The following is a 26,188-nucleotide window of genomic DNA, read 5'->3' as shown; positions in this document are numbered from 1 at the left end:
ATGCCAATTTTGCTGCATCCCCTTGTAATCCTGAAAAAATCCAGCGTAGACTGCGCCTGCACTGGACATACCGGTAAGACCACAATAATTAAGTCCTGAATCTGATGCGCTTGGCGCACGGCAGCCAGGACACCGACCAGGATTCCTCCCATGCTCAGATGGTGCTCGCGTTCAATCTTCCTTCAAGTGGTTCTCGGACTGGTGCTCGGCATCGTCTGCGGGCTGACCCTTCCCGAATACTCCGCCCAACTCAAACCCCTTGGCGACGGCTTCATCAAACTGATCAAGATGCTTATTGGCCTGATCGTGTTTTGCGTGGTGGTTAGCGGCATCAGCGGTGCCGGTGACCTGAAGAAGGTCGGACGCATCGGCCTCAAATCGGTCATCTACTTCGAAATACTGACCACCATCGCCCTGGTGATCGGCCTGGTGTTCGCCTTCACAACCGGCATCGGCAGCGGCGCGAACATTCATCTGGAGCAGCTCTCCGCCGCCGACATGGGCGACATCGCCCAGCGCGGTCAGCACATGCACACCACCACGCAGTTCCTGATGGACCTGATTCCGACCTCGGTGATCGGCGCCTTCGCCGACAACAACATCCTGCAAGTCCTGCTGTTTTCGGTGCTGTTCGGCAGCGCGCTGAATCTGGTGGGTGAAGCGGCGTCGGGTATTTCCCGGCTGATCAACGAGCTGAGCCATGTAATCTTCCGCATCATGGGCATGATCGTGCGCCTGGCGCCGATCGGCGTCTTCGGCGCCATCGCCTTCACCACCAGCAAATATGGCCTGGACTCGCTGCAACACCTGGGCAGCCTGGTCGGCCTGTTTTACCTGACCTGCGCGGCATTCGTGGCGCTGATTCTCGGCCTGGTGATGCGCCTCTCGGGCCTGCGGATGTGGCCACTGCTCAAGTACCTGCGTGAAGAACTGCTGATCGTCATGGGCACCGCTTCTTCCGACGCCGTGCTGCCACAAATCATGCGCAAGCTTGAGCATCTGGGCATCGGCAGCTCCACGGTCGGCCTGGTGATTCCGACCGGGTACTCATTCAACCTTGACGGTTTTTCGATCTACCTGACCCTGGCCATCGTGTTCATCGCCAATGCCACCGGCACGCCGCTGGCCATGACTGACCTGCTGACGATTCTGCTGGTGTCGCTGATCACCTCCAAAGGCGCCCACGGGATTCCCGGCTCGGCGCTGGTGATTCTCGCCGCCACCCTGACGGCGATCCCGGCAATTCCGGTGGTGGGCCTGGTGCTGGTGCTGGCGGTGGACTGGTTCATGGGCATCGGTCGGGCGCTGACCAATCTGATTGGTAACTGCGTCGCCACGGTGGCCATTGCTCGCTGGGAAAAGGACATCAATATCCAACGGGCAAACAAAGTGTTGTCCGGCCAGGTGGGTTATACCTTCCAGCCGAGAAAACCGGTGGTCCCGGCACATCAGCAGGAATTTTAAACAGCGTGTGCCCGCCCACGGGCAGGCACATTTATCGCGATTTGGAGCGAACAGTGATTACCTCGTCAACCGTCGTAAATTCAGTGGTAGAAAAACTTCGGGCCGCGCTGGCCCGCGGTCAGTGGCGTTCCGGCGACATGCTGCCGGGCCAGCGTGAACTGGCCGAACAACTGGGCATCAGCCGCCCAAGCCTGCGCGAAGCGGTGATCGTGCTGGAAACCCTCGGGCTGGTGCGCTCGATGCCGGGCAAAGGCGTGGTGGTGCTGGAGGCCAATCTCAGCGACAGCCAAAGCCACGACAGCGCAGTCGCCGGGGCCAGCCTGGAAGACGTGCTGCAACTGCGCTACACCCTCGAACCGTTCATCGTCGGCCTGGTGGCGCAGTCCATCAGCAGCAAGGAAGTCGGGCAACTGCGCCTGACCCTGATGGACATGCGCGAAGCCCTGGAAGCCAATGACAGCGAGGCCGGTGTGAACGCCTACATCGCGTTCCACGAAGAGTTGTTCACCCTGACCTCGAACCCGATTTTCCAGAGCGTGGTGCAGCAGACCAGCAATGCCCTCAAGCAAAGCGCCGACGTGCTGCGCAATTCTCCGGAGCACTTGGCTGAGCGCCTTGAAGAAAGCGAAGCCATGGTACGAGCGATCCGCAGCAAAAACAGCGCCCAGGCCAGCGCCGAAATGCGTCGGCACATCCTTCGGGAAGGTCAACGGATGGGCATCGAATTGAATATCCCGGACGACCACCTCGGCAGTTGACCCCCTCTTCGAACTGGAGACAGGCCATGAACAGCTTCGCCTCACCACAAACTCTTGTTGCCCTGCCCTTTCGCCCGCCGGTGGATGATCTCTATTCGCGAATCTTCGACGCCATTCTCGAACAGCGCATCAATGCGGCCAGTCGCTTTACCGAAGAAAGCCTGGCGCAGATGTTCGGTGCCAGGCGCAGTGACATTCGTGGAGTACTGACGCAGCTGTCCCATCAGCAGATCATCATCCTGCGGACCAATCATCGCCCCCGGGTCGCCGATCCCGATGCCGAACAGACCCGTCAGACGCTACATGCTCGCCGTCTGACCGAAGTCACGCTAGTGAAACTTGCCTGCCAGCAACCTCGTGCGCAAAACCTGAAGCGCCTGCGAGCCTTGATCGAAAGCGAACGCCAATGCAAGGAGCGTGGTCCAGCGATCCGGTTATCGGGGGAGTTTCACTTGCAACTGGCCGAAATGGCGGGAAATGCACCGCTGGCGCATTTTCTTGGCAGTCTGGTGCCGCTGACTTCATTGGCGATTGCGCAGTATGACGCTCAGACCGGTGATTATTGCGGATGGCAGGAGCACATGGGGATTGTCGATGCGGTGGAACGTGGGAATGTGGTGATGGCCGAAATGTTGATGCACCGGCATCTGGATCATCTTGAGAAGGTACTGCTGCACTCCGGATCAGTACTCAGCCAGAATCGTGTTGCCGGGTAGATTGCCATCGCGAGCAGGCTCGATCCCACACTGGAAATGCATCCCCTTGTGGGAGCGACGGTGCGACGATTCGACCTGCTTGCGACGACGGCATCGGGCCCGCTGAAAATGTCGGGGCTTACTGCGCCGCAACCCGCGCAAACCCCTCGCGAATCTTCTCCTCCGGCAACTCATCGGCAATAAACACGATCACGCTTTCGCGCGTGTCATCGTCCGCCCACTCGGTATCCCAATCGAAGCCGTACAGTTTCAGCACGCCCTGGAACACCATGCGCCGCGGCTCACCAAGAATGTTCAAAACGCCTTTGTAGCGCAGCAATTGCTTGCCATGGTCTTCCAGCAGTTCGTTCATGAACTCGCTGAGCTTGTCGATATCCAGCGGTTTGTCGGTACGCAGCACCAGGCTGGAAATGCGATCGATGGAGGGCGCCTTGCTCACCGGGCGCAAACTCACGCCACCACCGAGGTCGGCATTGAGGTTGAAGCCACGCACATCGAGCAATTCGGCCAGATCAATCTTACCGTGGTCGACCACACGAATCGGCGCGCGACGGTTGATCCGGGTCAGGCGCTCGCTGAGGGCGGTGAAGGTCGGCTCATCCACCAGATCGCGCTTGCTCACCAGCAAGCGGTCGGCAAAACCGATCTGCGCCTGGGCAATGGTCTGGGTCAGGTGCAGTTCGGCATGAGCCGCGTCCACCAGGGTGATGATGCCGTCGAGGATGTAGCGCTCGCGCAGCTCTTCATCGATAAAAAAGGTTTGTGCCACCGGGGCCGGGTCGGCCAGACCGGTGCATTCGATCACCAGGCGGTCAAAGGCGATTTCGCCACTGTCCAGGCGCTCCAGTAGCAGGTACAGCGCTTTGGTCAAATCGGTGTGGATGGTGCAGCAGACGCAGCCGTTGGACAGCGTCATCACTTGCACTGGCTCGTCGCCCAACAGTTGGGTGTCGATGCCGGCGTCACTGAACTCGTTTTCGATCACGGCGATTTTCAGGCCGTGCTCGGCTTTGAGCAGGTGGCGCAACAAGGTGGTTTTGCCAGCGCCGAGAAAGCCGCTGAGGATCGTGACAGGGATTGGCGCTAACAAAATAAGATCTCCCGGACGCAAAAAAACTGTAGGAGCCAGGTTTGCCGGCGAAAGCATCTTGAAGATCGCCTTCGCCGACAAGCCCTGCTCCTACAGTGGTGTGTTACCTAAACCGCGTACATCAACAGCACTTCGGTCCACCCTTGCCGCCGTAACGAGCCTCTTGGCGCTCCCGAAAGAACGCCTCGTAACTCATCACCGGTTTGTCCGGGTGTTTGGTTTGCATATGCTCGACGTAGTTGTCGTAGTCGGGCATGCCGACCATCAGGCGCGCGGCCTGACCGAGGTATTTACCGAGGCGACTCAGGTCATTGAACATGCTGCAATCCTCAGGTTACGCATCCGGCAGAGCCTGGAATGGCGATTCTTTATCCGTGCGTTCTTTGGTGCCCCAGGCGGCAATACCGACCTTGAGCGCATAGAACAGGATGCTGAACACCACGAACAGGAACAGCGCGGTCAGCGTTGCGTTAGTGTAGGCGTTGTAGATCACGTGCTGCATCTGCTCGATGCTCTTGGCCGGAGCGAGGATCTGACCGTTGGCCAGGGCATCGCTGTACTTCTTGGCCAGCGACAGGAAGCCGATCGCCGGGTTGGCGTCGAACAGCTTGATGAAGCCTGCAGTGGTGGTGCAGATCAGCAACCAAACGGCTGGCAGCATGGTGACCCAGATATAGCGTTGGCGTTTCATTTTGATCAGCACAACGGTTGCCAGCATCAGCGCGATACCGGCCAGCATCTGGTTGGAGATACCGAACAATGGCCACAAGGTGTTGATGCCACCCAGCGGATCGATCACGCCTTGGTACAGCAGGTAGCCCCACATCGCCACGCAACCGGCGGTGGCGATCAGGTTGGCGGTCCAGGATTCGGTGCGTCTCAGCGCCGGTACAAAGGAGCCGAGCAAGTCCTGCAGCATGAAACGCCCGGCACGGGTACCGGCGTCGACCGCGGTCAGGATGAACAGTGCTTCGAACAGGATCGCGAAGTGGTACCAGAACGCCATGGTGTTTTCGCCCGGCAGCACGCTGTGCAGGATCTGCGCGATACCGACCGCCAGGGTCGGCGCACCGCCGGCACGGGCCAGGACGGTGGTTTCACCGATGTCCTTGGCCACCGCCTGCAACGCTTCCGGCGTGATGGCAAAGCCCCAATTGCTGACCGCTGTCGCTACCGCCACCACATCACCGCCGACAACCGCGGCCGGGCTGTTCATGGCGAAGTACACGCCCGGTTCGATCACCGAAGCGGCCACCATCGCCATGATCGCCACGAAGGATTCCATCAACATGCCGCCGTAACCGATGTAGCGAGCGTTGACTTCGTTATCCAGCAGCTTCGGCGTGGTGCCGGAAGCAATCAGCGCATGGAAACCCGACACTGCGCCACAGGCAATGGTGATGAACAGGAACGGGAACAGCCCGCCCTTCCACACCGGCCCGGTGCCGTCAATGAACTGGGTCAATGCCGGCATTTTCAGCACGGGCATGGTGATCAGAATGCCGATCGCCAGGGCGACGATGGTGCCGATCTTGAGGAACGTGGACAGGTAATCGCGAGGCGCCAGAATCAGCCACACCGGCAACACGGCCGCGACAAAACCGTAGCCGATCAGCATCCAGGTGATCTGGACCCCGGTAAAGCTGAACGCCTTGGCCCACACCGGGTCAGCGGCGATCTGCCCGCCCAGCCAGATCGAACCCAGCAGCAACGCCACGCCGATCACCGAGATTTCACCGATGCGGCCCGGGCGGATGTAGCGCATGTAGACACCCATGAACATCGCGATCGGGATGGTCGCCATTACCGTGAAAATGCCCCACGGGCTCTCGGCCAGGGCCTTGACCACGATCAGCGCCAGCACCGCGAGGATGATGATCATGATCAGGAAGCAGCCGAACAGCGCGATGGTCCCGGGGATACGGCCCATTTCTTCACGGACCATGTCGCCCAGGGAACGGCCGTTGCGGCGGGTAGACATGAACAGGACCATGAAGTCCTGAACCGCACCGGCCAGCACCACGCCGGCAATCAGCCACAGCGTACCGGGCAGGTAACCCATCTGCGCCGCCAACACCGGACCGACCAGCGGTCCCGCGCCGGCGATGGCCGCGAAGTGGTGGCCGAAAAGAATGTGTTTATTGGTCGGCACGTAGTCCAGACCGTCATTGTTGATTACGGCAGGTGTAGCCCGACGCGAATCGAGTTGCATCACATTGTTAGCGATGAACAGGCTGTAGTAGCGGTATGCGACAAGATAGATAGCGACGGCTGCGACAACGATCCACAAGGCGTTGATCGCCTCGCCTCGACGCAATGCCACTACGCCCAGGGCGCACGCTCCTACGACTGCCAGCAGCAGCCAGGGTAAGTGGCGTAGCGGGCTATTATTATTTTTCATTTTATGATTCCAGCCAGAGTGGACAAGAAAGACAGCCATCTCGAGTTTAGCGCTACTGGCGGCAAAGACCATAGTTCGACATCAGTCTAGAGCCATCACTGTGCTGGCAGCCTCCGGCAATGCAGGTCTATAGTCAGCGAACCTTTACGAGGATTGCGCCATGAGCGAACAACCTGCCGATCGCCGCCGCTTCAGACGTATTGCGTTCGATGCCCGAACCGAGCTGAGCCAAGGGGAATTCACCTGGCCGGTGCGGCTGATTGACCTATCGCTCAAGGGACTGCTGGTCGAGAAGCCCGAGCCATGGCTGGGTAATCGGGAATGGCATTTCCTGGTCGACATTCATCTCAACGATGACCTCGCCATCAAGATGGATGTGCAACTGACCCACGATGACCATGGCCAGCTCGGGTTCGTCTGCAAACACATCAGCCTGGAATCCATCGAGCGCCTGCGGCGGTTGATTGAGTTCAACCTGGGCGATCCCCGGGAACTAGAGCGCGAATTGGGTGCCCTGATCGAAGCCTGAAGGCCTCCCCCTTCCATTGTGGGAGCCTGCTCGCTCCCACAGGGTTTGTGTCCCGTTTACGGTTTATTCGAACAGTGCGTCGAGGGCCTGTTCCAGGCGCGTCACGGCGATAATCTGCAACCCCGGCGGCGGCTCTTTCGGCGCGTTGCCCTTGGGTACGATGGCGCGTTTGAAGCCGTGCTTGGCCGCCTCTTTCAAGCGCTCCTGGCCACTCGGTACCGGGCGTACTTCACCCGACAACCCGACTTCGCCAAACACCAGCAGATCGTGCGGCAGCGGCCGGTTGCGCAAACTGGACATGACCGCCGCCATCAGCGCCAGATCAGAAGCGGTTTCCAGGACCTTCACACCACCGACCACGTTGAGGAACACGTCCTGATCGTGGGTCGGGATGCCGCCGTGGCGGTGCAAAACCGCCAACAACATGGCCAGGCGATTCTGATCCAGACCGAGCGTCACCCGGCGCGGGTTGGCCAGGTGGCTGTCATCTACCAGCGCCTGGACTTCCACCAGCATCGGCCGGGTGCCTTCCCAGGTGGCCATGACCACACTGCCCGGGACTTCTTCCTGAGCGCGTGTCAGGAAAATCGCCGAAGGGTTGGAGACTTCTTTCAGTCCTTTGTCGGTCATGCCGAACACGCCCAGTTCATTCACCGCGCCGAACCGGTTTTTCACCGCCCGCAGCAAACGCAGGCGCCCATCGGATTCGCCTTCAAAATACAGAACGGTGTCGACCATGTGCTCCAGCACTCGGGGGCCGGCCAGCGCACCTTCTTTAGTGACATGGCCCACGAGGAAAATCGCCGTGCCGCTTTGCTTGGCGTAACGCACCAGCAATGCCGCACTTTCGCGCACCTGGGAGACGCCCCCCGGTGCCGACTGCAGTTGCTCGGTGAAGATCGTCTGAATCGAGTCGATCACCATCACCTTGGGCTTTTCCTGCCGGGCGGTGGCAATGATGGTTTCAATACAGGTTTCAGTCATCACCCGCAGTTGATCCTGAGGCAAGCCCAGCCGCCGGGCACGCATGGCCACTTGTTGCTGGGACTCTTCGCCGGTGACATACAGCGCCGGCATGCTCTTGGCGAGGTTGCACAAGGTTTGCAACAGAATCGTCGACTTGCCGATGCCGGGGTCACCACCGATCAACACCACCGAGCCATCCACCAGGCCCCCACCCAAAACTCGATCGAGCTCACTGGACGCCGTGGAAAAACGCGGAATTTCTTCGACGCTGACTTCGGCCAGGGTCTTGATCTGTGCCTGCTGGCCGGTCCAACCGGTGCGACCGCTGGGGGCCGCGGCGCCGCCACTCTCCACCATGGTTTCGGTCAGCGTGTTCCAGGCCCCGCATTCGCCGCACTGGCCGGCCCACTTGGGGAAGGTTGAGCCACACTCGGTGCAGCCGTACATGCGCTTGGCCTTGGCCATCTGAACTCCCGGCAAAAACCGCGATGATAGCTCAGCTGACGCGGATCAGCGCGGCGCCGCCGTACGGATTTCACCGCTGGCCAGACGCGCGGCACTGTTGCCCAACGGATCCTCGGCGTTCAGGTCCGCCCCTTTGGCCTTGAGCGCGTCAAGCAACTCGACGCGCTTGAACAACCCGGCATACATTGCGGCAGTCTGCCCGGCGCCGTTGCGTTGGTCGGGGCTGCAATTGGCGGCCAGCAGGGTTCGAGCGATCTGCACTTCGCCTTTGAAAATCGCGCCCATCAGCGCGGTATTGCCGCGTTGGTCCTGAGCGCAGGCGTCCGCCCCGGCCGCCAACAAGCGCTCCACGGCAGCCCCCTGACCGTGATAGGCGGCCAGTATCAACGCGGTGTAACCCTTGCTGTCGCGGGTGTCGAGGGAATAGCCGGCCTCGATGAAAGTCTCGAGCATCGGCACATCCCCCCTTCGGGCGGCATCGAAATAGTAATCCTGTAATTGCGCTTTCAGCGCCTCGGGGTCCTTCGAGACTTGCGCGTCAGGACCGGCGAATACACCGAACGACACGCACGCCAAAAACACAGACAGATAAACACGCATGACGGGACTCCTTGGTCAGACGGGACCTCGTACGAGGCCCCGCTTCAGGCAGATAGATCAGTCGACCAGTTTGGCCGCCAACGCCTTGACCCGGGCCAGATCACCCTTGGCCACTTTGGTTACGCCTGTCCCGTATTCCGGGTCGGCCTTGTACAGGAAGGACAGAATGATGTGCTTGCTCTCGTCATCGGTGGTGGCCAGGGAGCCGCCGAAGCTGTCGATCAGGTCCTGACGTTCCTTCTGGTTGAACGAGCGATACAGATCACCGGCCTGCTTGAAGTTCTGCTCACGTTGAATCTTCGCCTGCTGCGTGCTGCCCGACAGGGTCGACTGGCTGTAACGCGCGGTTTGCGGCTCCTCACGGGACAGCAGACGGCTCGGCTGGTAATTCACCCCCGTGCTGCTGGCGCCGATGTTCATCGCACCATCCTGATTACCGTTGTTCACGGCGACTTTCGGTGCGTTGATCGGCAACTGCAGTGCATTGGCCCCCAGGCGATACAGTTGGGTATCGGCATACGAGAACACTCGCCCCTGCAATAAGCGATCTTCCGAAGGCTCGATACCCGGAACCAAGTTGGCCGGTGCCATCGCCACTTGTTCGGTTTCCTGGAATACATTCGCCGGATTACGGTTCAATACCATCTGTCCAACTTTTCGCTCAGGAACACCGGGCCAGATCTTGGTGGCGTCCAATGGATCGAAATCAAACTTGGACAAATCTTGAGGATTTAGAACCTGGACGTACAAGTCCCACTTCGGAAAGTCCCCCTTGTTGATATGAGCAACCAAGTCGTTGGTCATATGACTGTAATCTTGACCTTGAACATTGGCGACTTCTTTAGGAGTGAGATTTTTTATTCCCTGCAAACTTTTCCAGTGAAACTTTACATAGTGAACTTCGCCCTGGGCGTTAACCAACTTGTAGGCATGCACACTGTTGCCGTCCATCTCCCGATAACTGGCCGGGGTGCCGGAGTTGGAATACAACTCGGTCAAGGTGCGAGTGGCTTCCGGAACATGAGAGAAGAAATCGAAACGACGGGAGTCATCGTCAAGATTGGTGCGCGGGTCCGGCTTGAAGGCATGGACCATGTCCGGAAACTTGATGGCGTCCCGAATGAAGAAGGTCGGGAAATTGTTGCCGACCAGGTCCCAGTTACCGTCGGCGGTGTAGAACTTGGTGGCGAACCCCCGCGGGTCACGCAGGGTTTCCGGGGAGTGGTTGCCATGGACCACCGCGGAGAAACGCACAAATACCGGCGTGCTCTGGCCGCCGGCGAATACCTTGGCCTTGGTCAAGTCACTGAGGTCGTCAGTCACGGTGAACGTGCCATGGGCGCCAGTGCCACGGGCATGCACCACACGCTCAGGAATGCGTTCACGGTCGAAACGCTGGAGCTTCTGAATCAACTGTACGTCTTGCAACAGCACCGGCCCGGTCGCGCCGGCGGTTTGCGAATTCTGGTTATCGCCGACAGCGGCACCATTATCACGGGTCAACGTCGCAGCGTTGATGGAGAAGGACAGCAGGCTGACGCTCAGAACGCCGAAGGTACGACGGAGGGGAAAAGCCCCGAGGCCAAGGGGAGTTGTCATGGAAGTTTCCTCTGGTTTTATTAAGCGCATCCTGGTGCGCACCGCAGAGGCTAGTGACTCAAAGGCCAAAACATAAATAGAAATCCCGTACCGGGCCGATAGCGAAAAGGTTCTGGAAAGCCCGGTCTAGAGCGGGTAGACGCGCGCGAAGAGTGGAATTTTGTAAACTAATAACCGGAAGTTGTGTCGATAGACACGGGCATTGTAAGAAGGCGTTTCAAGCAAGGGGCGCTTTGCTGATTTACACTGCGTTCACCAACCTCATCTGTAACAAGGAAATAACCTATGGGCGTGATAAGTGAGTTCAAGGCCTTCGCGGTCAAAGGTAATGTGGTCGACATGGCCGTCGGTATCATCATCGGCGCTGCCTTCGGCAAAATCGTTACGTCATTTGTCGGCGACGTGGTGATGCCGCCAATCGGCTTGCTGATCGGTGGGGTGGACTTCAGTGATCTGGCCATCACGCTCAAGGCCGCTAACGGTAATGTCCCGGCAGTGGTGCTGGCGTATGGCAAGTTCATCCAGAGCATGATCGACTTCATCATTGTCGCCTTCGCGATCTTCATGGGCGTCAAGGCCATCAACCGCCTGAAGCGCGAAGAGGCCGTTGCGCCAACCCTGCCGCCGGTTCCGACCAAGGAAGAAGAATTGCTGAGCGAGATCCGCGATCTGCTCAAGGCTCAGAACAATCGGCCCTGATCGCTGATTGCCCAGAGAAACGGCGCCTTCGGGGCGCCGTTCGTTTACCAGTAGGTTTCCACCGCCACTTGGCCAGGTCGGCGACTGAGGCTCAAGTGCATGTCCCGTTGTTTCAGCAGCTTGCGCGTCTCATCGATCATCTGTGGGTTACCGCAGAGCATCACCCGCGAATGCTCGGCTGTCAGCGCTACACCGGCCGTCTGTTCCAGTTCGCCATTCTCGATGAGGCTGGTGATCCGCCCGTTCAAGGCACCCGGATGCTGTTCGCGGGTGACGGTGGGAATGAATTGCAGTTTGTGCGCGTACTCGGCCAGGTAGTCACGCTGCGCCAGCTCCGCAATCAATGCCTGGTACGCCAGCTCCCGCGCTTCGCGCACGCTGTAGACCAGGATGATTCGTTCGAATTTCTCCCAAACTTCGAAGTCCTGCAGGATCGACAGAAACGGCGCCACGCCCGTGCCTGTGGATAACAACCAGAGATCACGGCCATCGACGAAGCGATCCAGCGTCAGATAACCGAAGGCCTGACGGTCGACCAGCAGCGTATCGCCAGCTTCCAGCCGACTCAGCTCACTGGTGAATTCCCCTCCCGGCACAACAATAGAGAAGAACTCAAGGAACTCGTCATAGGGCGAAGAGACCATGGAATAAGCCCGCCATACCGTGCTGCCGTCTGTCTTGGTGACACCCAGCCGGGCGAACTGCCCCGCTCGGAAACGAAAGCCCGCATCCCTGGTGGTACGCAGGGTGAACAGGTTCGGAGTCAACGGCCGGACCTCAAGCAAGGTCTGACGAGTGAATTTTTCAACACTGGCAGTCATGGGCCGCTCCGATCAACAGATGACACCAGTGTCCCCCAAAGCAGACGACGTAAACACCGATGGTTTGTAGTGTTATTCGTGCAGAGACTTGGGCAGTGCAATAAAGAACTAGTACCGGAGTGTTAATTTTGTATAACCCTAAAACAACGCTAAGAACTAGTTATGCAGCTACAGGATTTTTCAAGAGCAAAATAGTTCAGCATGCTTGTAAGAATTCTCCTACACTCTGGGACGTGCCGGATCTTGGATCCAATCGGCACCCCCCCAAGAAATTCCGCATGGAGTTACCAAATGAAAGTGTGGAAGGAGTCACAGCTAACACAGCTTTCTTGCGCTCAAAAAATAGAGACCGCGTACGAGATATCGCTTAACCTCGTTAAAAATATGGGCTTTAATTTTTGTGCATTTTCAATAACATCCCCAACAACAGGGACACACCGCCATAAGATAATCCTGAATAATTACCCTAGCGAATGGAACACGAAATATCAAAACGAGCATTACGATACGGTTGATCCAATACTAGCCCACTGCTGCGGCTCCGAAGTACCGATTCTCTGGCAAGAAGAGTGCTATTCAAAAACACCACGGCTGTGGCAAGCGCAAAAAAACCAGGGGTTGCACTACGGTTGGTCCCAATCCGTTCATGATAAGAATGGGCTTTGCAGCATCCTGAGCGTGGCCAGAACCCATTGCCCGATTACCGCGTATGAACTGTACAAAAATCTGGGCTACGCGATGTTTATCAACCGTCACCTGCACGGGATTATCGCGAAAGACCTGCCGGCCTCCTCGCTAAAGCCGCCCACAACGAGTTTGTCATGCAGAGAAATCGAGGTGCTGAAATACTCAGCCGTCGGCAAGACGGCCTGCGAGATCGCAATCATCCTCTGCGTGAGCGAAAGCACTGTGCGTTTCCATATAAAGAACGCCATCCACAAACTTGGCGTCAATAACAAGATCGCGGCGGTGATCAGGGCAGCGAAAGCTGGCGTCATCTGAAACTGTTCGAATCAGGTAATCCCTGCAAGTAATCCAGACCAAAAAAACGTACCATCTGCGCTCCATCCCGAGTGATGTCGTGTGAAGCGTCCACGACGCAGTCCGCTCGGATGGCTCCGCCCGCTACAACGTCCGGCGGCCACTCGTTGATTATCTCCGCTGACTACCCAGAGCCCTCCGCCTCATGCCTCTGCTCGAAACTTCTTTCGCCCAACTCGACCTGATCCGCCAGCCAGAACAGCAGAACGAACCACTGCAAGCGTTTGATGCCGCAGACGAATACCTGCTCAATCATCTGGCCGGGCAACAACCGATGGCAGATACTCGCGTACTGGTGCTCAACGACAGCTTCGGCGCATTGGCCGTTAGCCTTGCGGGCAAGGTCCGAGTGACCAGCAGCGGCGATTCATTTCTGGCCTTTCAGGGGCTCGAAAAAAACCTCATGCGCAATGGCCAGGCGTTTGATGCGGTGCCGAGCGTACCAGCCAGCGAAGCGTTCGTCGGGCCGTTTGACCGAGTATTGATCCGGGTACCGAAAACCCTGGCCTTGCTGGAAGAGCAACTGATCCGGCTACAGGGTCAATTGGCTCCCGGTGCTCAAGTGATTGCCGCCGCGATGGTCAAGCACCTGCCACGTGCCGCGGGCGATCTGCTGGAGCGCTACATCGGCCCGGTGCAAGCCTCGCTGGCCGTGAAGAAGGCTCGGCTGCTGATCGCCACGCCCGAAGCCAAAGCCCCCGCTGTCTCTCCATACCCGACGCGCTATCGACTCGACACGCCTGCAATCGAACTGCTCAATCACGCCAACGTGTTCTGTCGCGAAGGGCTGGATATCGGCACACGAGCCTTTCTGCCGCACTTGCCGAACAACCTCGGCACAGCGCGGGTCGCCGATCTGGGGTGTGGCAACGGCGTGCTGGCGATCGCCAGCGCCCTGCAAAACCCCGAGGCCCATTACACATTGGTGGACGAGTCATTCATGGCCGTGCAATCGGCCGCTGAAAACTGGCGCGCGGCGCTGGGTGACCGTGACGTGATCGTGCGTGCCGGCGATGGGTTGGCGGGGCAGGAACCCCAATCCCTCGACGTGGTGCTGTGCAATCCGCCATTCCACCAACAACAAGTGGTCGGCGATTTCCTGGCCTGGCGGATGTTCCAGCAGGCGCGCGAAGCGCTGGTGGTGGGCGGCGCGCTGTACATCGTCGGCAACCGTCATCTGGGCTATCACAGCAAGCTTGCGCGGCTGTTCCGCGGCGTCGAACAAGTAGCCGCTACTCCCAAGTTCGTGATTCTCAAGGCACGCAAATAAAAGCAGGCAAAAAAACCCTCCGTCGCAGGAGGGTTAAAAATCCGTGCCGCAAGGCAACGGGATGGGAATTTCAGTGGGTGCTCAGGCCCGCGGCATTCATGAACATGCGCATCAGCGTGGCCACGATGAACAGTGCCCCAACGCTGCCGGCCCAGATCAACGCCAGCCAGCCGAGTCGTTGCCAAAGCGGCTTTTTCTCTGCGGCTTCGATTTCCTGCAAATCAGGTTTGCCAGCCATCATCGCGTTCTCCTCTGCAACGGCGCAGGTATCAACCTTGCGCCGTATTCGTATGGGCTAGTGGTAACCGTCTTCATGGGTGACCTTGCCGCGGAACACGTAGTAGCTCCAGAAGGTGTAACCCAGGATGAACGGGATGATGAACAGCGTGCCCACCAGCATGAAGCCCTGGCTCTGCGGCGGTGCGGCAGCGTCCCAGATCGAGATCGACGGCGGCACGATGTTCGGCCACAGGCTGATACCCAGACCGCTGTAGCCGAGGAAGATCAGCACCAGGGTCAACAGGAATGGCGTGTAATGCGCATTGCGAGCCACCGCGCGAATCAGACCGTACAGGGTTACCAGCACCAGAATCGGCACCGGCAGGAACCAGAACAGATTAGGCAGGGTGAACCAGCGTGCGGCGATCTCGGCGTGGGCCAACGGCGTCCAGACGCTGACGATGCCAATCACCGCCAGCAACACGAAGGCCAATGGTCGCGCCAGGTCATGCATCTGCTCCTGCAGCTTGCCTTCGGTCTTCATGATCAGCCAGGTGCAACCGAGCAGCGCATAAGCCACGACCAGCGCCGCGCCACAGAACATCGTGAACGGCGTCAGCCAGTCGAGTGAACCACCGGCAAACTGACGATTGACCACCGGCAGCCCATCGATGAACGCACCCAATGCCACGCCCTGGAAGAAGGTCGCGGCGATCGAACCACCGATGAATGCCTTGTCCCACAAGTGGCGCTTGGCGTCCTTGGCCTTGAAGCGAAACTCGAAGGCCACGCCACGGAAAATCAGCCCGATCAGCATGAAAATCAGCGGCAGGTATAACGCCGAGAGCACCACCGAATAGGCCAGCGGGAAGGCGCCGAACAATGCCGCGCCGCCCAATACCAACCAGGTTTCGTTGCCGTCCCAGACCGGGGCGACGGTGTTCATCATCACGTCACGGTCGGTCTTGCCCTTGATGAACGGAAAAAGAATCCCGATCCCCAGGTCGAAGCCGTCCATGACCACGTACATCATGATGCCGAAGATGATGATCACGGCCCAGATCAGCGGAAGATCAATACCCATGATTCAAATCTCCTTGGTCAGGCTGTGGTTGTGATCGCCGTCACCGTTGTCGTCGGCGGCGGACAGCGGACGGGCCGGCGTGCGCTTCTGGCCAGGACCGCCTTCGTTGGTTTCCTTGCCTTCGTCGATCTTCGGCCCTTTGCGCACCAGGCGCATCATGTAGCCAAGACCGGCACCAAACAGCGCGAAATACACCACGACGAACATGATCAAGGTGATGCTCATCTGCACGAAGCTGTGCCCGGAGGACGCATCCGCCGTGCGCATCAAGCCGTAGACCACCCACGGCTGACGGCCGATTTCAGTGGTGAACCAGCCAGCGAGAATCGCGATCAGGCCGGATGGGCCCATCCACAGTGCCAGATACAGGAACGGACGCGAGGTATACAGCGTGTCGCGCTTGCGCAGCCACAGGCTCCACAAACCGGTGAAGATCATCAGGAAACCCAGGCCGACCATGACCCGGAACGACCAGAACACGATGGTCGAATTCGGCCGGTCTTCAGGCGGGAACTCCTTGAGCGCCGGCACCTGTTTGTCCAGGGTGTGGGTCAGGATCAAGCTGCCCAGGTACGGAATCTCGACCGCGAATTTGGTCTTTTCGGCTTTCATGTCCGGCCAGCCGAACAGGATCAACGGGGTCGGCTCATCGCCGACATTTTCCCAGTGACCTTCAATCGCAGCGATTTTCGCCGGCTGGTGCTCGAGGGTATTGAGGCCGTGGAAGTCACCGATGACGGCTTGAATCGGCGCCACGATCAGTGCCATCCACATGGCCATCGAGAGCATGGTGCGGATGGCCGGGTTGTCCTTGCCGCGCAGCAAATGCCAGGCCGCCGACGAACCGACGAAGAAGGCGGTAGCGACGAACGCCGCCGTGGCCATGTGCATCAGGCGGTAAGGGAACGACGGGTTGAAAATGATCGCCAGCCAGTCCACTGGAATGACTTGGCCGTTGACGATTTCGTAGCCCTGCGGGGTCTGCATCCAGCTGTTGGAGGCGAGAATCCAGAAGGTCGAGATCAGGGTACCGATGGCGACCATGACGGTGGCGAAGAAGTGCAGCTTGCGCCCGACCCTGTTCCAGCCGAACAGCATGACGCCGAGGAAGCCGGCTTCGAGGAAGAACGCAGTGAGTACCTCGTAGGTCAGCAACGGCCCGGTCACGGAACCGGCGAAATCCGAGAAGCGGCTCCAGTTGGTGCCGAACTGATAGGCCATGACCAGGCCGGACACCACGCCCATGCCGAAGTTGACGGCAAAGATCTTCGACCAGAAATGGTACAGATCGCGGTAGGTGTCGTTGTGCGTCTTCAGCCACAGGCCTTCGAGTACCGCCAGGTAACTCGCCAGGCCAATGGTGATGGCCGGGAACAGGATGTGGAACGAAATGGTGAACGCGAACTGAATCCGGGCGAGATCAAGCGCCTCCAAACCGAACATAAGTCTTCCTCTGTCAGGTAATACTGGCTGAAGGCTCGCGGCCTGCACCCACTGCCCCCACGGTTATGGAGTGTGGCGAATTTGAACTCGTTCTTTTTCTACCATCATCACAACGTAGGGAATCTGGCCATCTGGCCTCCGGATCATTTCCACGAAGGGTCTTGATCTGGATCAAGCAACGTTGAAAGAGTAGTCGCATTTTTACCGATGGACGGTGTGGTCTATTGCCGCGTGACAGGTTGCCTCACGGGTTTGGTCATGCGTTGCAATGCATTCCCTGTGGCGAGGGAGCTTGCTCCCGCTCGGCTGCGCAGCAGTCGTAAAATCGGGTAACGCGATGTGCCTGTGGTGTGGGGTAGCAGGTTCGGGGCTGCTTCGCATCCCAGCGGGAGCAAGCTCCTTCGCCACAGGGAATTTGTATGTTCTGAGAGATCGGTGTCTAGCTAACTAAATTTTCCGTGCTCGCAACTCCTGGTTACAGGTTGGTGATAATCTCGCCCTTCCCCTCACCCAGACTTGCCTTCAGATGCCCAGCCAAGCGCCCCTGCTGTTACGTCATCACCGCCCTTTTATTGCGTTCTGGCTGGCTCGGGTATTTACCGCCAGCGGTTTTCAAATGCTGACCGTGGCCATCGGCTGGAATCTGTATCAACTGACCGGCAACGTGCTCGATCTGGGTCTGGTGGGTCTGGTGGAATTTGCCCCGCGGGTGTTGTTCATGCTGCACACCGGGCATGTGGCGGATCGCTATGACCGGCGCAAGGTCGCGGCGATCTGTCAGTCCGTGCAAGCGCTGATCGCCCTGTCGCTGGCCATCGGCAGCGCGACTGACCATGTCACCCGGGAGATGATCTTCATCCTCGCATTCCTGCTCGGCGCCGCCCGCTCCTTCGAGATGCCAACCACCCAGGCCTTGCTGCCGAGCATCGTGCCCAGTGCCTTATTCCCGCGCGCGGTTGCTGCCGCGCAATCTGCGCAGCAGTCGGCCACCATCGTTGCCCCGGCGCTGGGCGGTTTGCTTTACGCCTTCGGCAGCGTCTGGGTGTATGGCCCGACGGTGATCCTCTACCTCATCGCCTGTGCGCTGATGCTTAACCTACCGGCTCGGCAGACACCGTTGAACAAGGGCAAGGCAACCCTGGATTCGCTGCTCGCAGGCATCCGCTTCATTCGCAGCCGTCCGGATATTCTCGGGGCGATTTCCCTGGATCTGTTTGCCGTCTTGCTGGGTGGCGCGACTGCGCTGCTGCCGGTGTTCGCCAAAGATATTCTGCTGACCGGTCCTTGGGGTCTGGGCCTGCTGCGTTCGGCCCCGGCGGTGGGCGCACTGCTGATGTCGCTGTTTCTGGCGCGATTTGCCGTGGAACGCAACGTCGGACGGGTGATGTTTACCGCCGTGGGTGTATTCGGCGTGGCAACCATCGCTTTCGGCCTGTCGACTTCGTTCTGGTTCTCTCTCGCTGTGTTGGTGGTTTTAGGCGCGGCAGACATGATCAGCATGGTGATCCGCGCCTCGTTCGTGCAGCTGGAAACTCCGGACGAGATGCGCGGCCGGGTCAGTGCCGTGAATGGCTTGTTCATCGGTGCTTCGAATCAGCTCGGCGAATTCGAGTCTGGCTTGACGGCCCACTGGTTCGGCACCGTACCGGCCGTGGTGATGGGCGGCATCGGCACACTGATGGTGACCGGGGTCTGGGTCAAACTGTTCCCGACCCTGGCCAACCGCGACCGCATGCATGTGCCGGTGGAAGAGGTCAGGGCCTGAAGCAGTCTTCTACACCAGCAATTCCCCCGCCACCGCCGACCGCGTGGTTTTGCCGCAGAGTTGCTCCACCAGCGTCAGCGCAAACTCCAGCGCGGCGCCCGAACCCTGGGCGGTGATGCAGTTGCCATCGACCACCACCGGTTGATCGACGAAGTTGCAGCCCGACAATTGATGGCTGACGGAAGGCAGGCACGTCATGCGCCGCTGACGCAGCACGCCAAAAGTCTGCAGCGCCAGCGCCGGCGCTTCGGCAATGCCGGCGAACAAGCGCCCGGCGGCGACCTGGTCCTTGATCAATTGTTGCAGGGGTTGGTGGGCCGCCAAATGCTGCGCCCCCACGGCGCCGCCGGGCAAAACGATCAAGTCGAAGGGTTGGGCCAGCAAATCGACCAGCATCGCATCAGCGGTCAGGCGGGTGCCGCGAGCGCAGGTCAGCATGCGCCGCGACTCGATACTGGCCACCACCACTTCAACCTTGGCGCGGCGCAGAACATCGATCAGGGTCACGGTTTGCAGATCGTCGATGCCCTCGGCGAGGGTAATCAGGGCTCTAAAGGTCATGGGCGCAGTCCAGAGAATGATCTTTAAAGCGTAGTCAGCTTTCCTGCCCCTTGTTCGAGCCTGGCCGTTACTTGATGTAAAGCTGCGTCGACATCGTGTTGCCCGGCGCGTTGATGGAGGTGTTGCTGAATGTGAAGATGCCGTCCTGCTTGCCTGCCAGGTTAAAGATGTACAGATAGCCGACAGTTTTTTTCCCGGCTGAGCACTCGGTCAGGTTGCCGGTATCAAAAGCACAGACAGGGGTCCGGGTGCCATCCACTTCGAAACCGTCCAGGGCAACATGGGCTTCGCGACCGTAACCGACTTCCAGTACGTACACCTTGATGTTCGGCCCCTGATGATCGCAACGGGTCTGCTCCTGCTTGTCCGCAATATCTTCAAAGCCACAATTGGGCGACTCGACCTTGAGCACCTTGACCTGACTCAGTGGTGGGGCCGTCGCTGCCGAGGCGGTTTGGGCACCCAGGAACAACGCGATCAACATCGTGAATGCGGCAACCACGCGCGTGCTCATGTACTTCATATTCCGCCCTTCCCTGCCCTAAAAAAACAGCGCGCAGTATGGCGCACTTCCCTTTTTGGCAAAACATCGACGACGATCGCAGCCATAAGCAGCCATGGCTCCACGCTGCTGGTATGATGCGCGGCTTTTTCCGACCCACAGAAAATTCCCAGGCGCCTACGGCGGTCTGTGCTTTGCTGTTGAGGTCGATACATTCACGGCGCCGGGCGCGCCACGGGGAGCAGACATGCTGGAAAGGCTGTTTCAACTCAAGGCACACAACACCAACGTGCGGACCGAGATTCTGGCGGGCGTCACGACCTTTTTGGCCATGGCCTACATTCTGTTCGTCAACCCGAGCATCCTCGGCGAGACCGGCATGGACAAAGGCGCGGTGTTTGTCGCCACCTGCCTGGCAGCCGCCATCGGCTCGACGACCATGGGCCTGATCGCCAACTACCCGATCGCCCTGGCACCGGGCATGGGCCTGAACGCCTTCTTCACCTACACCGTGGTCCTGCACATGGGCCACACCTGGCAAGTGGCGCTGGGTGCGGTATTCCTCTCGGCGGTGATGTTTTTCCTGCTGTCGATTTTCCGCATCCGTGAATGGATCATCAACAGCATCCCGTTGGCGCTACGTTCGGCGATTGCCGCCGGCATCGGCCTGTTCCTGGCACTGATCGCCCTGCACAACGCTGGCATCGTCGTCAGCAACCCGGCGACCATGGTCGGCCTCGGCGACCTGAAGCAACCGGCGCCGATCCTCGCAACCCTGGGCTTTGCCCTGATCGTTGCCCTGGAGGCCCTGAAAGTGCGCGGTGCGGTGCTGATCGGCATTCTGTCGGTGACCATCGTTTCCATCCTGCTGGGCTTCAGCCCGTTCGGCGGCGTGATGTCGATGCCACCGTCGCTGGCACCGACCTTCCTGCAACTGGACATCAAAGGCGCACTGGACATCGGTCTGGTCAGCGTGATCTTCGCGTTCCTCTTTGTCGATCTGTTCGACAACTCCGGCACCCTGATCGGCGTCGCCAAGCGCGCCGGCCTGATGGGCAAGGACGGCCACATGCCGAAAATGGGTCGTGCCCTGATCGCCGACAGCACCGCGGCCATGGCCGGCTCGTTGCTGGGCACCTCGACTACCACCAGCTATATCGAATCCGCAGCCGGCGTGAGTGCCGGTGGCCGCACCGGCCTGACCGCCGTCGTGGTGGCGATTCTGTTCCTGCTGGCGCTGTTCTTCGCACCACTGGCCGCCAGCGTACCGGCCTTCGCCACCGCACCTGCCTTGCTGTTCGTCGCCGTATTGATGACCTCGGGGCTGGCGGAAATAGACTGGGACGACATCACCGTTGCCGCGCCAGTGGTAGTCACCGCGCTGGCTATGCCATTCACTTACTCCATCGCCAACGGCATCGCGTTCGGATTCATTTCCTGGACCGCCATCAAGTTGCTGTCCGGCCGTGGCCGTGAGCTGAACTCGGCGTTGGTGGTTTTGTCGATTCTGTTCGTGATCAAGTTAGGTTGGTTCAACGCATGACTTTTGATTCCCAGGCCTACGCCGTTCAGCTCGAAGAAAAGGTCACGCGCCTGCGTGATCTGCTGGCCCCGTTCGGTGCGCCCGAGCCTGCGGTGTTCGATTCGCCGCTGAAAAACTTCCGCCTGCGTGCCGAATTCCGCCTGTGGCGTGAAGCCGGCGAGCGCCACTACGCAATGTTTTCCCAGGAAGACAAACGCACGCCGATCCTGATCGAAGAGTTCCCGATCGCAAGCCTGCGCATCAACCAGTTGATGCCGCAGCTCAAGGCGGCGTGGCAAGCGAGTGCAGCCCTGAGCCACAAACTGTTCCAAGTGGAGTTCCTGACCACGCTGGCCGGCGATGCGATGATCACCCTGTGCTACCACCGCCCGCTGGACGAGCACTGGCACGCGGCGGCGTCGAAGCTGGCAGCCGACCTGAACGTCAGCATCATCGGTCGCTCGAAGGGCAAACGCGAAGTGATCGGTCACGATTACGTGGTCGAGCAACTTGAAGTCGGCGGCCGCACCTTCAGCTATCGCCAGCCGGAAGGCGCGTTCACCCAACCCAACGGCACGGTGAACCAGAAGATGCTCAACTGGGCGTATGACGCCCTTGGCGATCGTTCCGACGACTTGCTGGAGCTGTATTGCGGCAACGGCAACTTCACTTTGCCGCTCGCTACGCGCGTGCGCAAAGTGCTGGCCACCGAAATCAGCAAGACCTCGGTCAACGCAGCGCTCAGCAACCTGAGCGAAAACGCGGTGGATAACGTCACGCTGGTGCGTTTGTCTGCCGAAGAATTGACCGAAGCCCTGAACGAAGTTCGCCCGTTCCGTCGCCTGCACGGCATCGACCTCAAGAGCTACGAGTTCGGTAGCGTGTTCGTCGATCCGCCCCGCGCCGGCATGGACCCGGATACTTGCGAACTGACCCGGCGCTTCGACAACATCCTCTACATTTCCTGCAACCCGGAAACCCTCGCGGCCAACATCGCCCAACTGAACGACACTCACCGCATTACTCAATGCGCGATGTTCGACCAGTTCCCGTGGACCCATCACATGGAATCCGGAGTGTTGTTGACCCGTCGTTGATTGCTTCCCCCTACAAATCAGCCGTCCCTGGGACGGCTTTTTTGTGGGCGATCAAAGAGCCGTATCGACCTTGCGTGGGCGACCGCCCTTCTTGCCGTTGGCCCGAGCTGCCTCGGCTTTGGCGGCGCTGCTCTGACGACCATTGCGCGAGGCGATCACCGAGGCCGCCATATCCATCAGCGGTTTGCTCGCCGAAATCAAACCGGCGATGGACACCTGCAGGTCCTTGCCTTCATGGCAAAGCGCGGCTCCGGCGAAACCGATTTTCAAACCGGCGAAATCCTCGGTCTCAAAACCATCGAACTCTGGATAGTTTTTCACTGGCAACAACACACCGCTGCCATCCTCGAAACCGACGGCGAGACATGGATCGAGAAAGATCACCGTCGTTGCATTCAATCCACTGCGACGGCGTAACTCGCCACTCTCGATCGCTTCGTCCAAAACGCCTTCGGTCACAGGGTGATCTACCTGCATTTTTGCACTTATCGTTTTCATAATTCGATCTCCACGCCCTCCGGTGCTCCCATCAGCGTCAATAAGGTCTTGTTTCCTTCAGGCTCATAGCGAGCCGAACCAATCATGTAAGTCGTGCTGGCAACCCTCTTCATCACGACCACTTCATTGCCCTGCCAATCCCATAACTGATTGTCGAGGCAGGCCGTCTGCAATTTGCTCCACCAGATGCCACGGGCTCGCCGCAAATGGGCAGGTTGCCTGAGCGCCTGGCGTAACCCCTCCAGCATGGCCAGAGGAGGTCGATGCGAATGAGGAATGACATCCCAGAGCTCTACGCCGTTGTGCCAGAAGCTGAACCGAAAGCGTGCGCTCCATGTGCCTCCATCGACGTGAACGTGTGGTGGGCAATGCTCGTCACGCAACATGACTACCAGTGACAATCCCTTGTAGCGGCATACATTCATGCTAACCCATCCGTTAGGTTATAGAATCCGAAGATTCGCCATTCCTTGAAAAACCCGATAACTGGCGCTAACCGTTCGATCAGCTGACCACGTTTGAGCCTAGCGTTTCAGGTCGACCGTCCCCTGCCAATCAGGGCAAAAAAGAGTAAGCAATCCTTTCACTGCCAATATCTGGCCGGTGATGAACTCAACGGCGCTGGTGGTTGAAACGAATCCTGTATTTGTACGCCTGCATTTGATAAATACCACCTCAGGCATCCCATTTGATTCTTGGTGTAATCAATCATGCAGCGACATTTCGACGATCTTCAGCTCGGCAGCATCGAACTGTTTTGCCTGGCCGCCGAAGCGGGCAGCTTTACCGCCGCGGCCCTGGTGGCGGGTGTGACCCCGGCCGCGGTCAGCCGCTCGGTGTCGCGGATGGAAGAACGTCTGGGTGTGCGGCTGTTCGCGCGTACCACCCGCAGCGTCAAGCTGACCGACAGTGGCCGGCGCTATTTTGAGGAGTGTCGCCTGGCCCTTGCGCAACTGGTCGAGGCTCAGCGCGAAGTCATGGGTCAACAGCAGGAACCCTCCGGCACCTTGCGTATCAGCATTCCCACCACCTATGCCCACCACCGCATCCTGCCGCTGCTGCCGGCGTTCCGGGCGCGTTTTCCCGCCGTGAAAGTCGAGGTGCACATCAGCAATCGCAACATCGATTTCGTCGGCGAAGGCTATGACATGGCCATCCGTGTGCGGGCGATTCCCGACTCCGGACTGATTGCCCGGCCACTGGAAGACGCCGCGCTGGTGATGATCGCCAGCCCTGACTATCTGAAGCGTGCCGGCATGCCACAAACCCTGGACGACCTGGCGCACCACGAATGCATCCAGTTCGAGCTACCCAGCAGCGGGCGGCGGATTGCCTGGCTGTTCAACGATAACGGCGTGCCGCTGGAGATTTTGGCCGAAGGTAATTACTGCTGTTCCGATGATGTATTGGGCGGCGTGACGCTGGCGAAACACGGCGCCGGGCTGTTTCAAACCTATCGCTTCATCGTCGAAAACGAACTGGCGGATGGCTCGCTGGTGGAAGTGCTCAAGCCCTATGGCGGGCGCTCCCGCCCCTTCACTTTGCTGTATCCGCAAAGCCGCCATGTGCCGTTGCGGCTCAGGGCGTTTATCGATTTTCTGGTTGAGCGTCTTCCGCGCTGAATGTTCGATCACCGCACAGATAATCCAGGGCCGGCGCCTCTTCAATTGACCTTATTAACCAGTTAGTACAATTTATCTCCACAGGCTGAGACCCTCGGCCAATGCCAACAATAATAAGTGGAGAGACCCGATGTCCCCTATCGTTCTGGTGCTCAACGGCCCGAACCTGAACCTGCTCGGTACCCGTGAACCGGAGACTTATGGCCACGAAACCCTGGCGGATATTTCAGCGCTGTGCGGTCGCGCCGCCGAAGAGTTCGGCCTGAAGGTGGAGTTTCGCCAGACCAACCATGAAGGCGAACTGCTCGACTGGATTCATGCCGCCCGTGGCCGCTGCGCCGGGATCGTCATCAATCCGGCTGCCTGGACCCACACCTCGGTCGCCATTCGCGATGCGCTGGTCGCCAGCGAACTGCCCGTGATCGAAGTGCACCTGTCCAACGTCCATGCCCGCGAACCCTTCCGGCATCACTCCTTTGTCTCGTCCATCGCCACGGCGGTGATGTGCGGTTTCGGCAGCCACGGCTATCGTTTGGCGCTGGAGCATTTCAGCCAACGTTTGAAAGGTTAAGCGTGATGACACAGAACACCGTGGTATTGGCCGGGCTGATCGGCGCCGGCATTCAGGCTTCCCGCACTCCGGCGCTGCACGAGCACGAAGGCGATGCGCAGGGTCTGCGCTACCTGTATCGACTGATCGATCTGGATCAGCTGAAACTCGACAGCGGCGCCCTGCCCGACCTGCTGATGGCCGCCGAGCGGATGAATTTCACCGGGCTGAACATCACCTTTCCGTGCAAGCAGACAATCATCCCGTTGCTCGACGAATTGTCTCCGGAAGCCCGCGGCATTGGCGCGGTGAACACGGTGGTGTTGAAGGACGGGAAACGCATCGGCCACAACACCGATTGCCTGGGCTTCGCCGAAGGGTTTCGTCGCGGCCTGCAGGACGTTGCCCGTGAACGAGTGGTGCAAATGGGCGCCGGTGGCGCAGGCGCAGCGGTGGCCCACGCGTTATTGAGCGAAGGCGTACAACTGCTGAGCATTTTCGATGTGGATCACAGCCGGGCTCAGTCTTTGGCGGACAACCTCAATCAGCATTTCGGTTTTGGCCGCGCCGTGGCCGGTCACGACTTGCCAGGCACGCTGGGTCAGGCTGACGGGCTGGTAAATACCACGCCCATGGGCATGAAAAAGCTGCCGGGCATGCCAGTGCCGGTAGAGCTACTTCGGCCGCAGTTGTGGGTGGCGGAGATCGTTTACTTCCCGCTGGAAACCGAACTGCTGCGCAACGCTCGCGCGCTGGGTTGCCGAACCCTGGACGGCGGCAACATGGCGGTGTTTCAGGCGGTGAAGGCGTTTGAATTATTCAGCGGCGTGGTGCCGGATGCCCAGCGGATGCTGGCGCATTTTCAAAGCATGAATGGTTGAAATGCAAAAGATCGCAGCCTCGTTT

The 26,188-nt window shown here is 59.2% G+C and carries 27 protein-coding genes; 13 read left to right on the top strand and 14 right to left on the bottom strand.

From position 1 onward, the window contains the following. Window positions 1–150: 150 nt before the first annotated feature. From AC07VO_RS18625 to AC07VO_RS18615, 3 genes are read left to right on the top strand one after another with little or no spacing between them, the layout of a single operon-like run. Window positions 151–1,464 (top strand): C4-dicarboxylate transporter DctA, encoded by a 1,314-nt coding sequence (locus AC07VO_RS18625; protein WP_495007656.1) that lies wholly within the window; start codon window positions 151–153, stop codon window positions 1,462–1,464. Window positions 1,465–1,517: 53 nt separating this feature from the next. Then, on the top strand, window positions 1,518–2,222 hold the full coding sequence (locus AC07VO_RS18620) for a FadR/GntR family transcriptional regulator (protein WP_018925864.1): 705 nt from the start codon (window positions 1,518–1,520) through the stop codon (window positions 2,220–2,222). Window positions 2,223–2,248: 26 nt separating this feature from the next. Next, complete coding sequence (locus AC07VO_RS18615; protein WP_086945913.1) at window positions 2,249–2,938, top strand: GntR family transcriptional regulator; 690 nt, start codon at window positions 2,249–2,251, stop codon at window positions 2,936–2,938. 118 nt (window positions 2,939–3,056) lie between these two features. Here AC07VO_RS18615 and yjiA read toward each other — a convergent pair whose 3' ends face one another. The 3 genes from yjiA to AC07VO_RS18600 all read right to left on the bottom strand — a co-directional run bounded on the left by yjiA (window position 3,057) and on the right by AC07VO_RS18600 (window position 6,429). Continuing rightward, window positions 3,057–4,028 carry a GTPase gene (gene yjiA / locus AC07VO_RS18610; RefSeq protein WP_026286390.1) on the bottom strand — a complete coding sequence of 324 codons (972 nt, stop codon included), beginning with the start codon at window positions 4,026–4,028 and terminating at the stop codon, window positions 3,057–3,059. Window positions 4,029–4,149: 121 nt separating this feature from the next. Continuing rightward, window positions 4,150–4,347: a YbdD/YjiX family protein gene (locus tag AC07VO_RS18605; RefSeq protein WP_007937254.1), complete on the bottom strand. Its 198-nt coding sequence runs from the start codon at window positions 4,345–4,347 to the stop codon at window positions 4,150–4,152. A gap of 15 nt (window positions 4,348–4,362) precedes the next feature. Then, window positions 4,363–6,429, bottom strand: coding sequence for a carbon starvation CstA family protein (locus AC07VO_RS18600; protein WP_086945914.1), 2,067 nt, complete (start codon window positions 6,427–6,429; stop codon window positions 4,363–4,365). Window positions 6,430–6,589: 160 nt separating this feature from the next. Between AC07VO_RS18600 and AC07VO_RS18595 the strand changes: the two genes are divergently transcribed. Further along, on the top strand, window positions 6,590–6,958 hold the full coding sequence (locus AC07VO_RS18595; RefSeq protein WP_064620492.1) for a PilZ domain-containing protein: 369 nt from the start codon (window positions 6,590–6,592) through the stop codon (window positions 6,956–6,958). 63 nt (window positions 6,959–7,021) lie between these two features. Here AC07VO_RS18595 and radA read toward each other — a convergent pair whose 3' ends face one another. Genes radA through katB form a run of 3 tightly spaced genes read right to left on the bottom strand, consistent with a single transcriptional unit; the run spans window position 7,022 to window position 10,588 of the window. Then, the gene (radA, locus tag AC07VO_RS18590) at window positions 7,022–8,389 is read right to left on the bottom strand and encodes a DNA repair protein RadA (RefSeq protein ID WP_019581287.1); all 1,368 of its coding nucleotides are present in this window, start codon (window positions 8,387–8,389) and stop codon (window positions 7,022–7,024) included. Between the two features lie 45 nt (window positions 8,390–8,434). After that, window positions 8,435–8,989 carry an ankyrin repeat domain-containing protein gene (locus AC07VO_RS18585; protein WP_018925821.1) on the bottom strand — a complete coding sequence of 185 codons (555 nt, stop codon included), beginning with the start codon at window positions 8,987–8,989 and terminating at the stop codon, window positions 8,435–8,437. A gap of 57 nt (window positions 8,990–9,046) precedes the next feature. After that, window positions 9,047–10,588, bottom strand: a complete 1,542-nt coding sequence (gene katB, locus AC07VO_RS18580; protein ID WP_018925820.1) for a catalase KatB — start codon at window positions 10,586–10,588, stop codon at window positions 9,047–9,049. 285 nt (window positions 10,589–10,873) lie between these two features. Between katB and mscL the strand changes: the two genes are divergently transcribed. After that, window positions 10,874–11,287 (top strand): large-conductance mechanosensitive channel protein MscL, encoded by a 414-nt coding sequence (gene mscL / locus AC07VO_RS18575; protein WP_018925819.1) that lies wholly within the window; start codon window positions 10,874–10,876, stop codon window positions 11,285–11,287. A gap of 44 nt (window positions 11,288–11,331) precedes the next feature. On the opposite strand, the gene AC07VO_RS18570 is transcribed toward mscL, so the two are convergent. Beyond that, window positions 11,332–12,108 (bottom strand): ferredoxin--NADP reductase, encoded by a 777-nt coding sequence (locus tag AC07VO_RS18570; protein ID WP_086945915.1) that lies wholly within the window; start codon window positions 12,106–12,108, stop codon window positions 11,332–11,334. 291 nt (window positions 12,109–12,399) lie between these two features. On the opposite strand from AC07VO_RS18570, the gene AC07VO_RS18565 reads away from it, so the two are divergent. Next, window positions 12,400–13,110 carry an autoinducer binding domain-containing protein gene (locus AC07VO_RS18565; RefSeq protein WP_064620506.1) on the top strand — a complete coding sequence of 237 codons (711 nt, stop codon included), beginning with the start codon at window positions 12,400–12,402 and terminating at the stop codon, window positions 13,108–13,110. Between the two features lie 184 nt (window positions 13,111–13,294). Further along, entirely contained in the window at window positions 13,295–14,419 is a 1,125-nt protein-coding gene (locus tag AC07VO_RS18560; RefSeq protein ID WP_086945916.1) for a methyltransferase, read from the top strand. A gap of 70 nt (window positions 14,420–14,489) precedes the next feature. On the opposite strand, the gene AC07VO_RS18555 is transcribed toward AC07VO_RS18560, so the two are convergent. The 3 genes from AC07VO_RS18555 to AC07VO_RS18545 are packed head-to-tail and all read right to left on the bottom strand — an operon-like array spanning window position 14,490 to window position 17,165. Continuing rightward, a complete protein-coding gene (locus tag AC07VO_RS18555) occupies window positions 14,490–14,657 on the bottom strand; it encodes a DUF2474 domain-containing protein (protein ID WP_081625770.1) in 168 nt (55 codons plus the stop codon). Window positions 14,658–14,714: 57 nt separating this feature from the next. Further along, a complete protein-coding gene (cydB, locus tag AC07VO_RS18550; protein WP_018925814.1) occupies window positions 14,715–15,722 on the bottom strand; it encodes a cytochrome d ubiquinol oxidase subunit II in 1,008 nt (335 codons plus the stop codon). Between the two features lie 3 nt (window positions 15,723–15,725). Beyond that, window positions 15,726–17,165 carry a cytochrome ubiquinol oxidase subunit I gene (locus AC07VO_RS18545; RefSeq protein WP_018925813.1) on the bottom strand — a complete coding sequence of 480 codons (1,440 nt, stop codon included), beginning with the start codon at window positions 17,163–17,165 and terminating at the stop codon, window positions 15,726–15,728. Between the two features lie 526 nt (window positions 17,166–17,691). Here AC07VO_RS18545 and AC07VO_RS18540 point away from each other — a divergent pair. Continuing rightward, entirely contained in the window at window positions 17,692–18,930 is a 1,239-nt protein-coding gene (locus AC07VO_RS18540) for an MFS transporter (RefSeq protein ID WP_019650936.1), read from the top strand. Between the two features lie 9 nt (window positions 18,931–18,939). Here the strand turns inward: AC07VO_RS18540 and AC07VO_RS18535 are convergent, their stop codons facing one another. Both AC07VO_RS18535 and AC07VO_RS18530 read right to left on the bottom strand, forming a co-directional pair. Next, a complete protein-coding gene (locus tag AC07VO_RS18535) occupies window positions 18,940–19,491 on the bottom strand; it encodes a DJ-1 family glyoxalase III (RefSeq protein ID WP_086945917.1) in 552 nt (183 codons plus the stop codon). A gap of 67 nt (window positions 19,492–19,558) precedes the next feature. Further along, complete coding sequence (locus tag AC07VO_RS18530) at window positions 19,559–20,014, bottom strand: DUF4879 domain-containing protein (RefSeq protein ID WP_086945918.1); 456 nt, start codon at window positions 20,012–20,014, stop codon at window positions 19,559–19,561. 226 nt (window positions 20,015–20,240) lie between these two features. On the opposite strand from AC07VO_RS18530, the gene AC07VO_RS18525 reads away from it, so the two are divergent. Beyond that, complete coding sequence (locus tag AC07VO_RS18525; protein WP_018925809.1) at window positions 20,241–21,536, top strand: NCS2 family permease; 1,296 nt, start codon at window positions 20,241–20,243, stop codon at window positions 21,534–21,536. Next, entirely contained in the window at window positions 21,533–22,612 is a 1,080-nt protein-coding gene (gene trmA, locus AC07VO_RS18520; RefSeq protein ID WP_064620515.1) for a tRNA (uridine(54)-C5)-methyltransferase TrmA, read from the top strand. The genes AC07VO_RS18525 and trmA overlap by 4 nt, the downstream gene beginning before the upstream one ends. 51 nt (window positions 22,613–22,663) lie before the next feature. On the opposite strand, the gene AC07VO_RS18515 is transcribed toward trmA, so the two are convergent. Both AC07VO_RS18515 and AC07VO_RS18510 read right to left on the bottom strand, forming a co-directional pair. After that, the gene (locus AC07VO_RS18515) at window positions 22,664–23,110 is read right to left on the bottom strand and encodes a DUF2442 domain-containing protein (RefSeq protein WP_086945919.1); all 447 of its coding nucleotides are present in this window, start codon (window positions 23,108–23,110) and stop codon (window positions 22,664–22,666) included. Then, window positions 23,107–23,535 (bottom strand): hypothetical protein, encoded by a 429-nt coding sequence (locus tag AC07VO_RS18510; protein WP_026346000.1) that lies wholly within the window; start codon window positions 23,533–23,535, stop codon window positions 23,107–23,109. The genes AC07VO_RS18515 and AC07VO_RS18510 overlap by 4 nt, the downstream gene beginning before the upstream one ends. Window positions 23,536–23,820: 285 nt before the next feature. On the opposite strand from AC07VO_RS18510, the gene AC07VO_RS18505 reads away from it, so the two are divergent. The 3 genes from AC07VO_RS18505 to AC07VO_RS18495 all read left to right on the top strand — a co-directional run bounded on the left by AC07VO_RS18505 (window position 23,821) and on the right by AC07VO_RS18495 (window position 26,163). After that, window positions 23,821–24,732 carry a LysR family transcriptional regulator gene (locus AC07VO_RS18505; protein WP_018925805.1) on the top strand — a complete coding sequence of 304 codons (912 nt, stop codon included), beginning with the start codon at window positions 23,821–23,823 and terminating at the stop codon, window positions 24,730–24,732. 130 nt (window positions 24,733–24,862) lie between these two features. Continuing rightward, complete coding sequence (gene aroQ / locus AC07VO_RS18500) at window positions 24,863–25,303, top strand: type II 3-dehydroquinate dehydratase (RefSeq protein ID WP_086945920.1); 441 nt, start codon at window positions 24,863–24,865, stop codon at window positions 25,301–25,303. Between the two features lie 5 nt (window positions 25,304–25,308). After that, on the top strand, window positions 25,309–26,163 hold the full coding sequence (locus tag AC07VO_RS18495) for a shikimate dehydrogenase (protein WP_019581304.1): 855 nt from the start codon (window positions 25,309–25,311) through the stop codon (window positions 26,161–26,163). Window positions 26,164–26,188: the final 25 nt, after the last annotated feature.

This window comes from Pseudomonas sp. GW821-FHT03E01, assembly GCF_059420765.1.
Note: the sequence above shows the minus strand (reverse complement) of the source record. Positions and strands in the feature narration are given on the sequence as shown.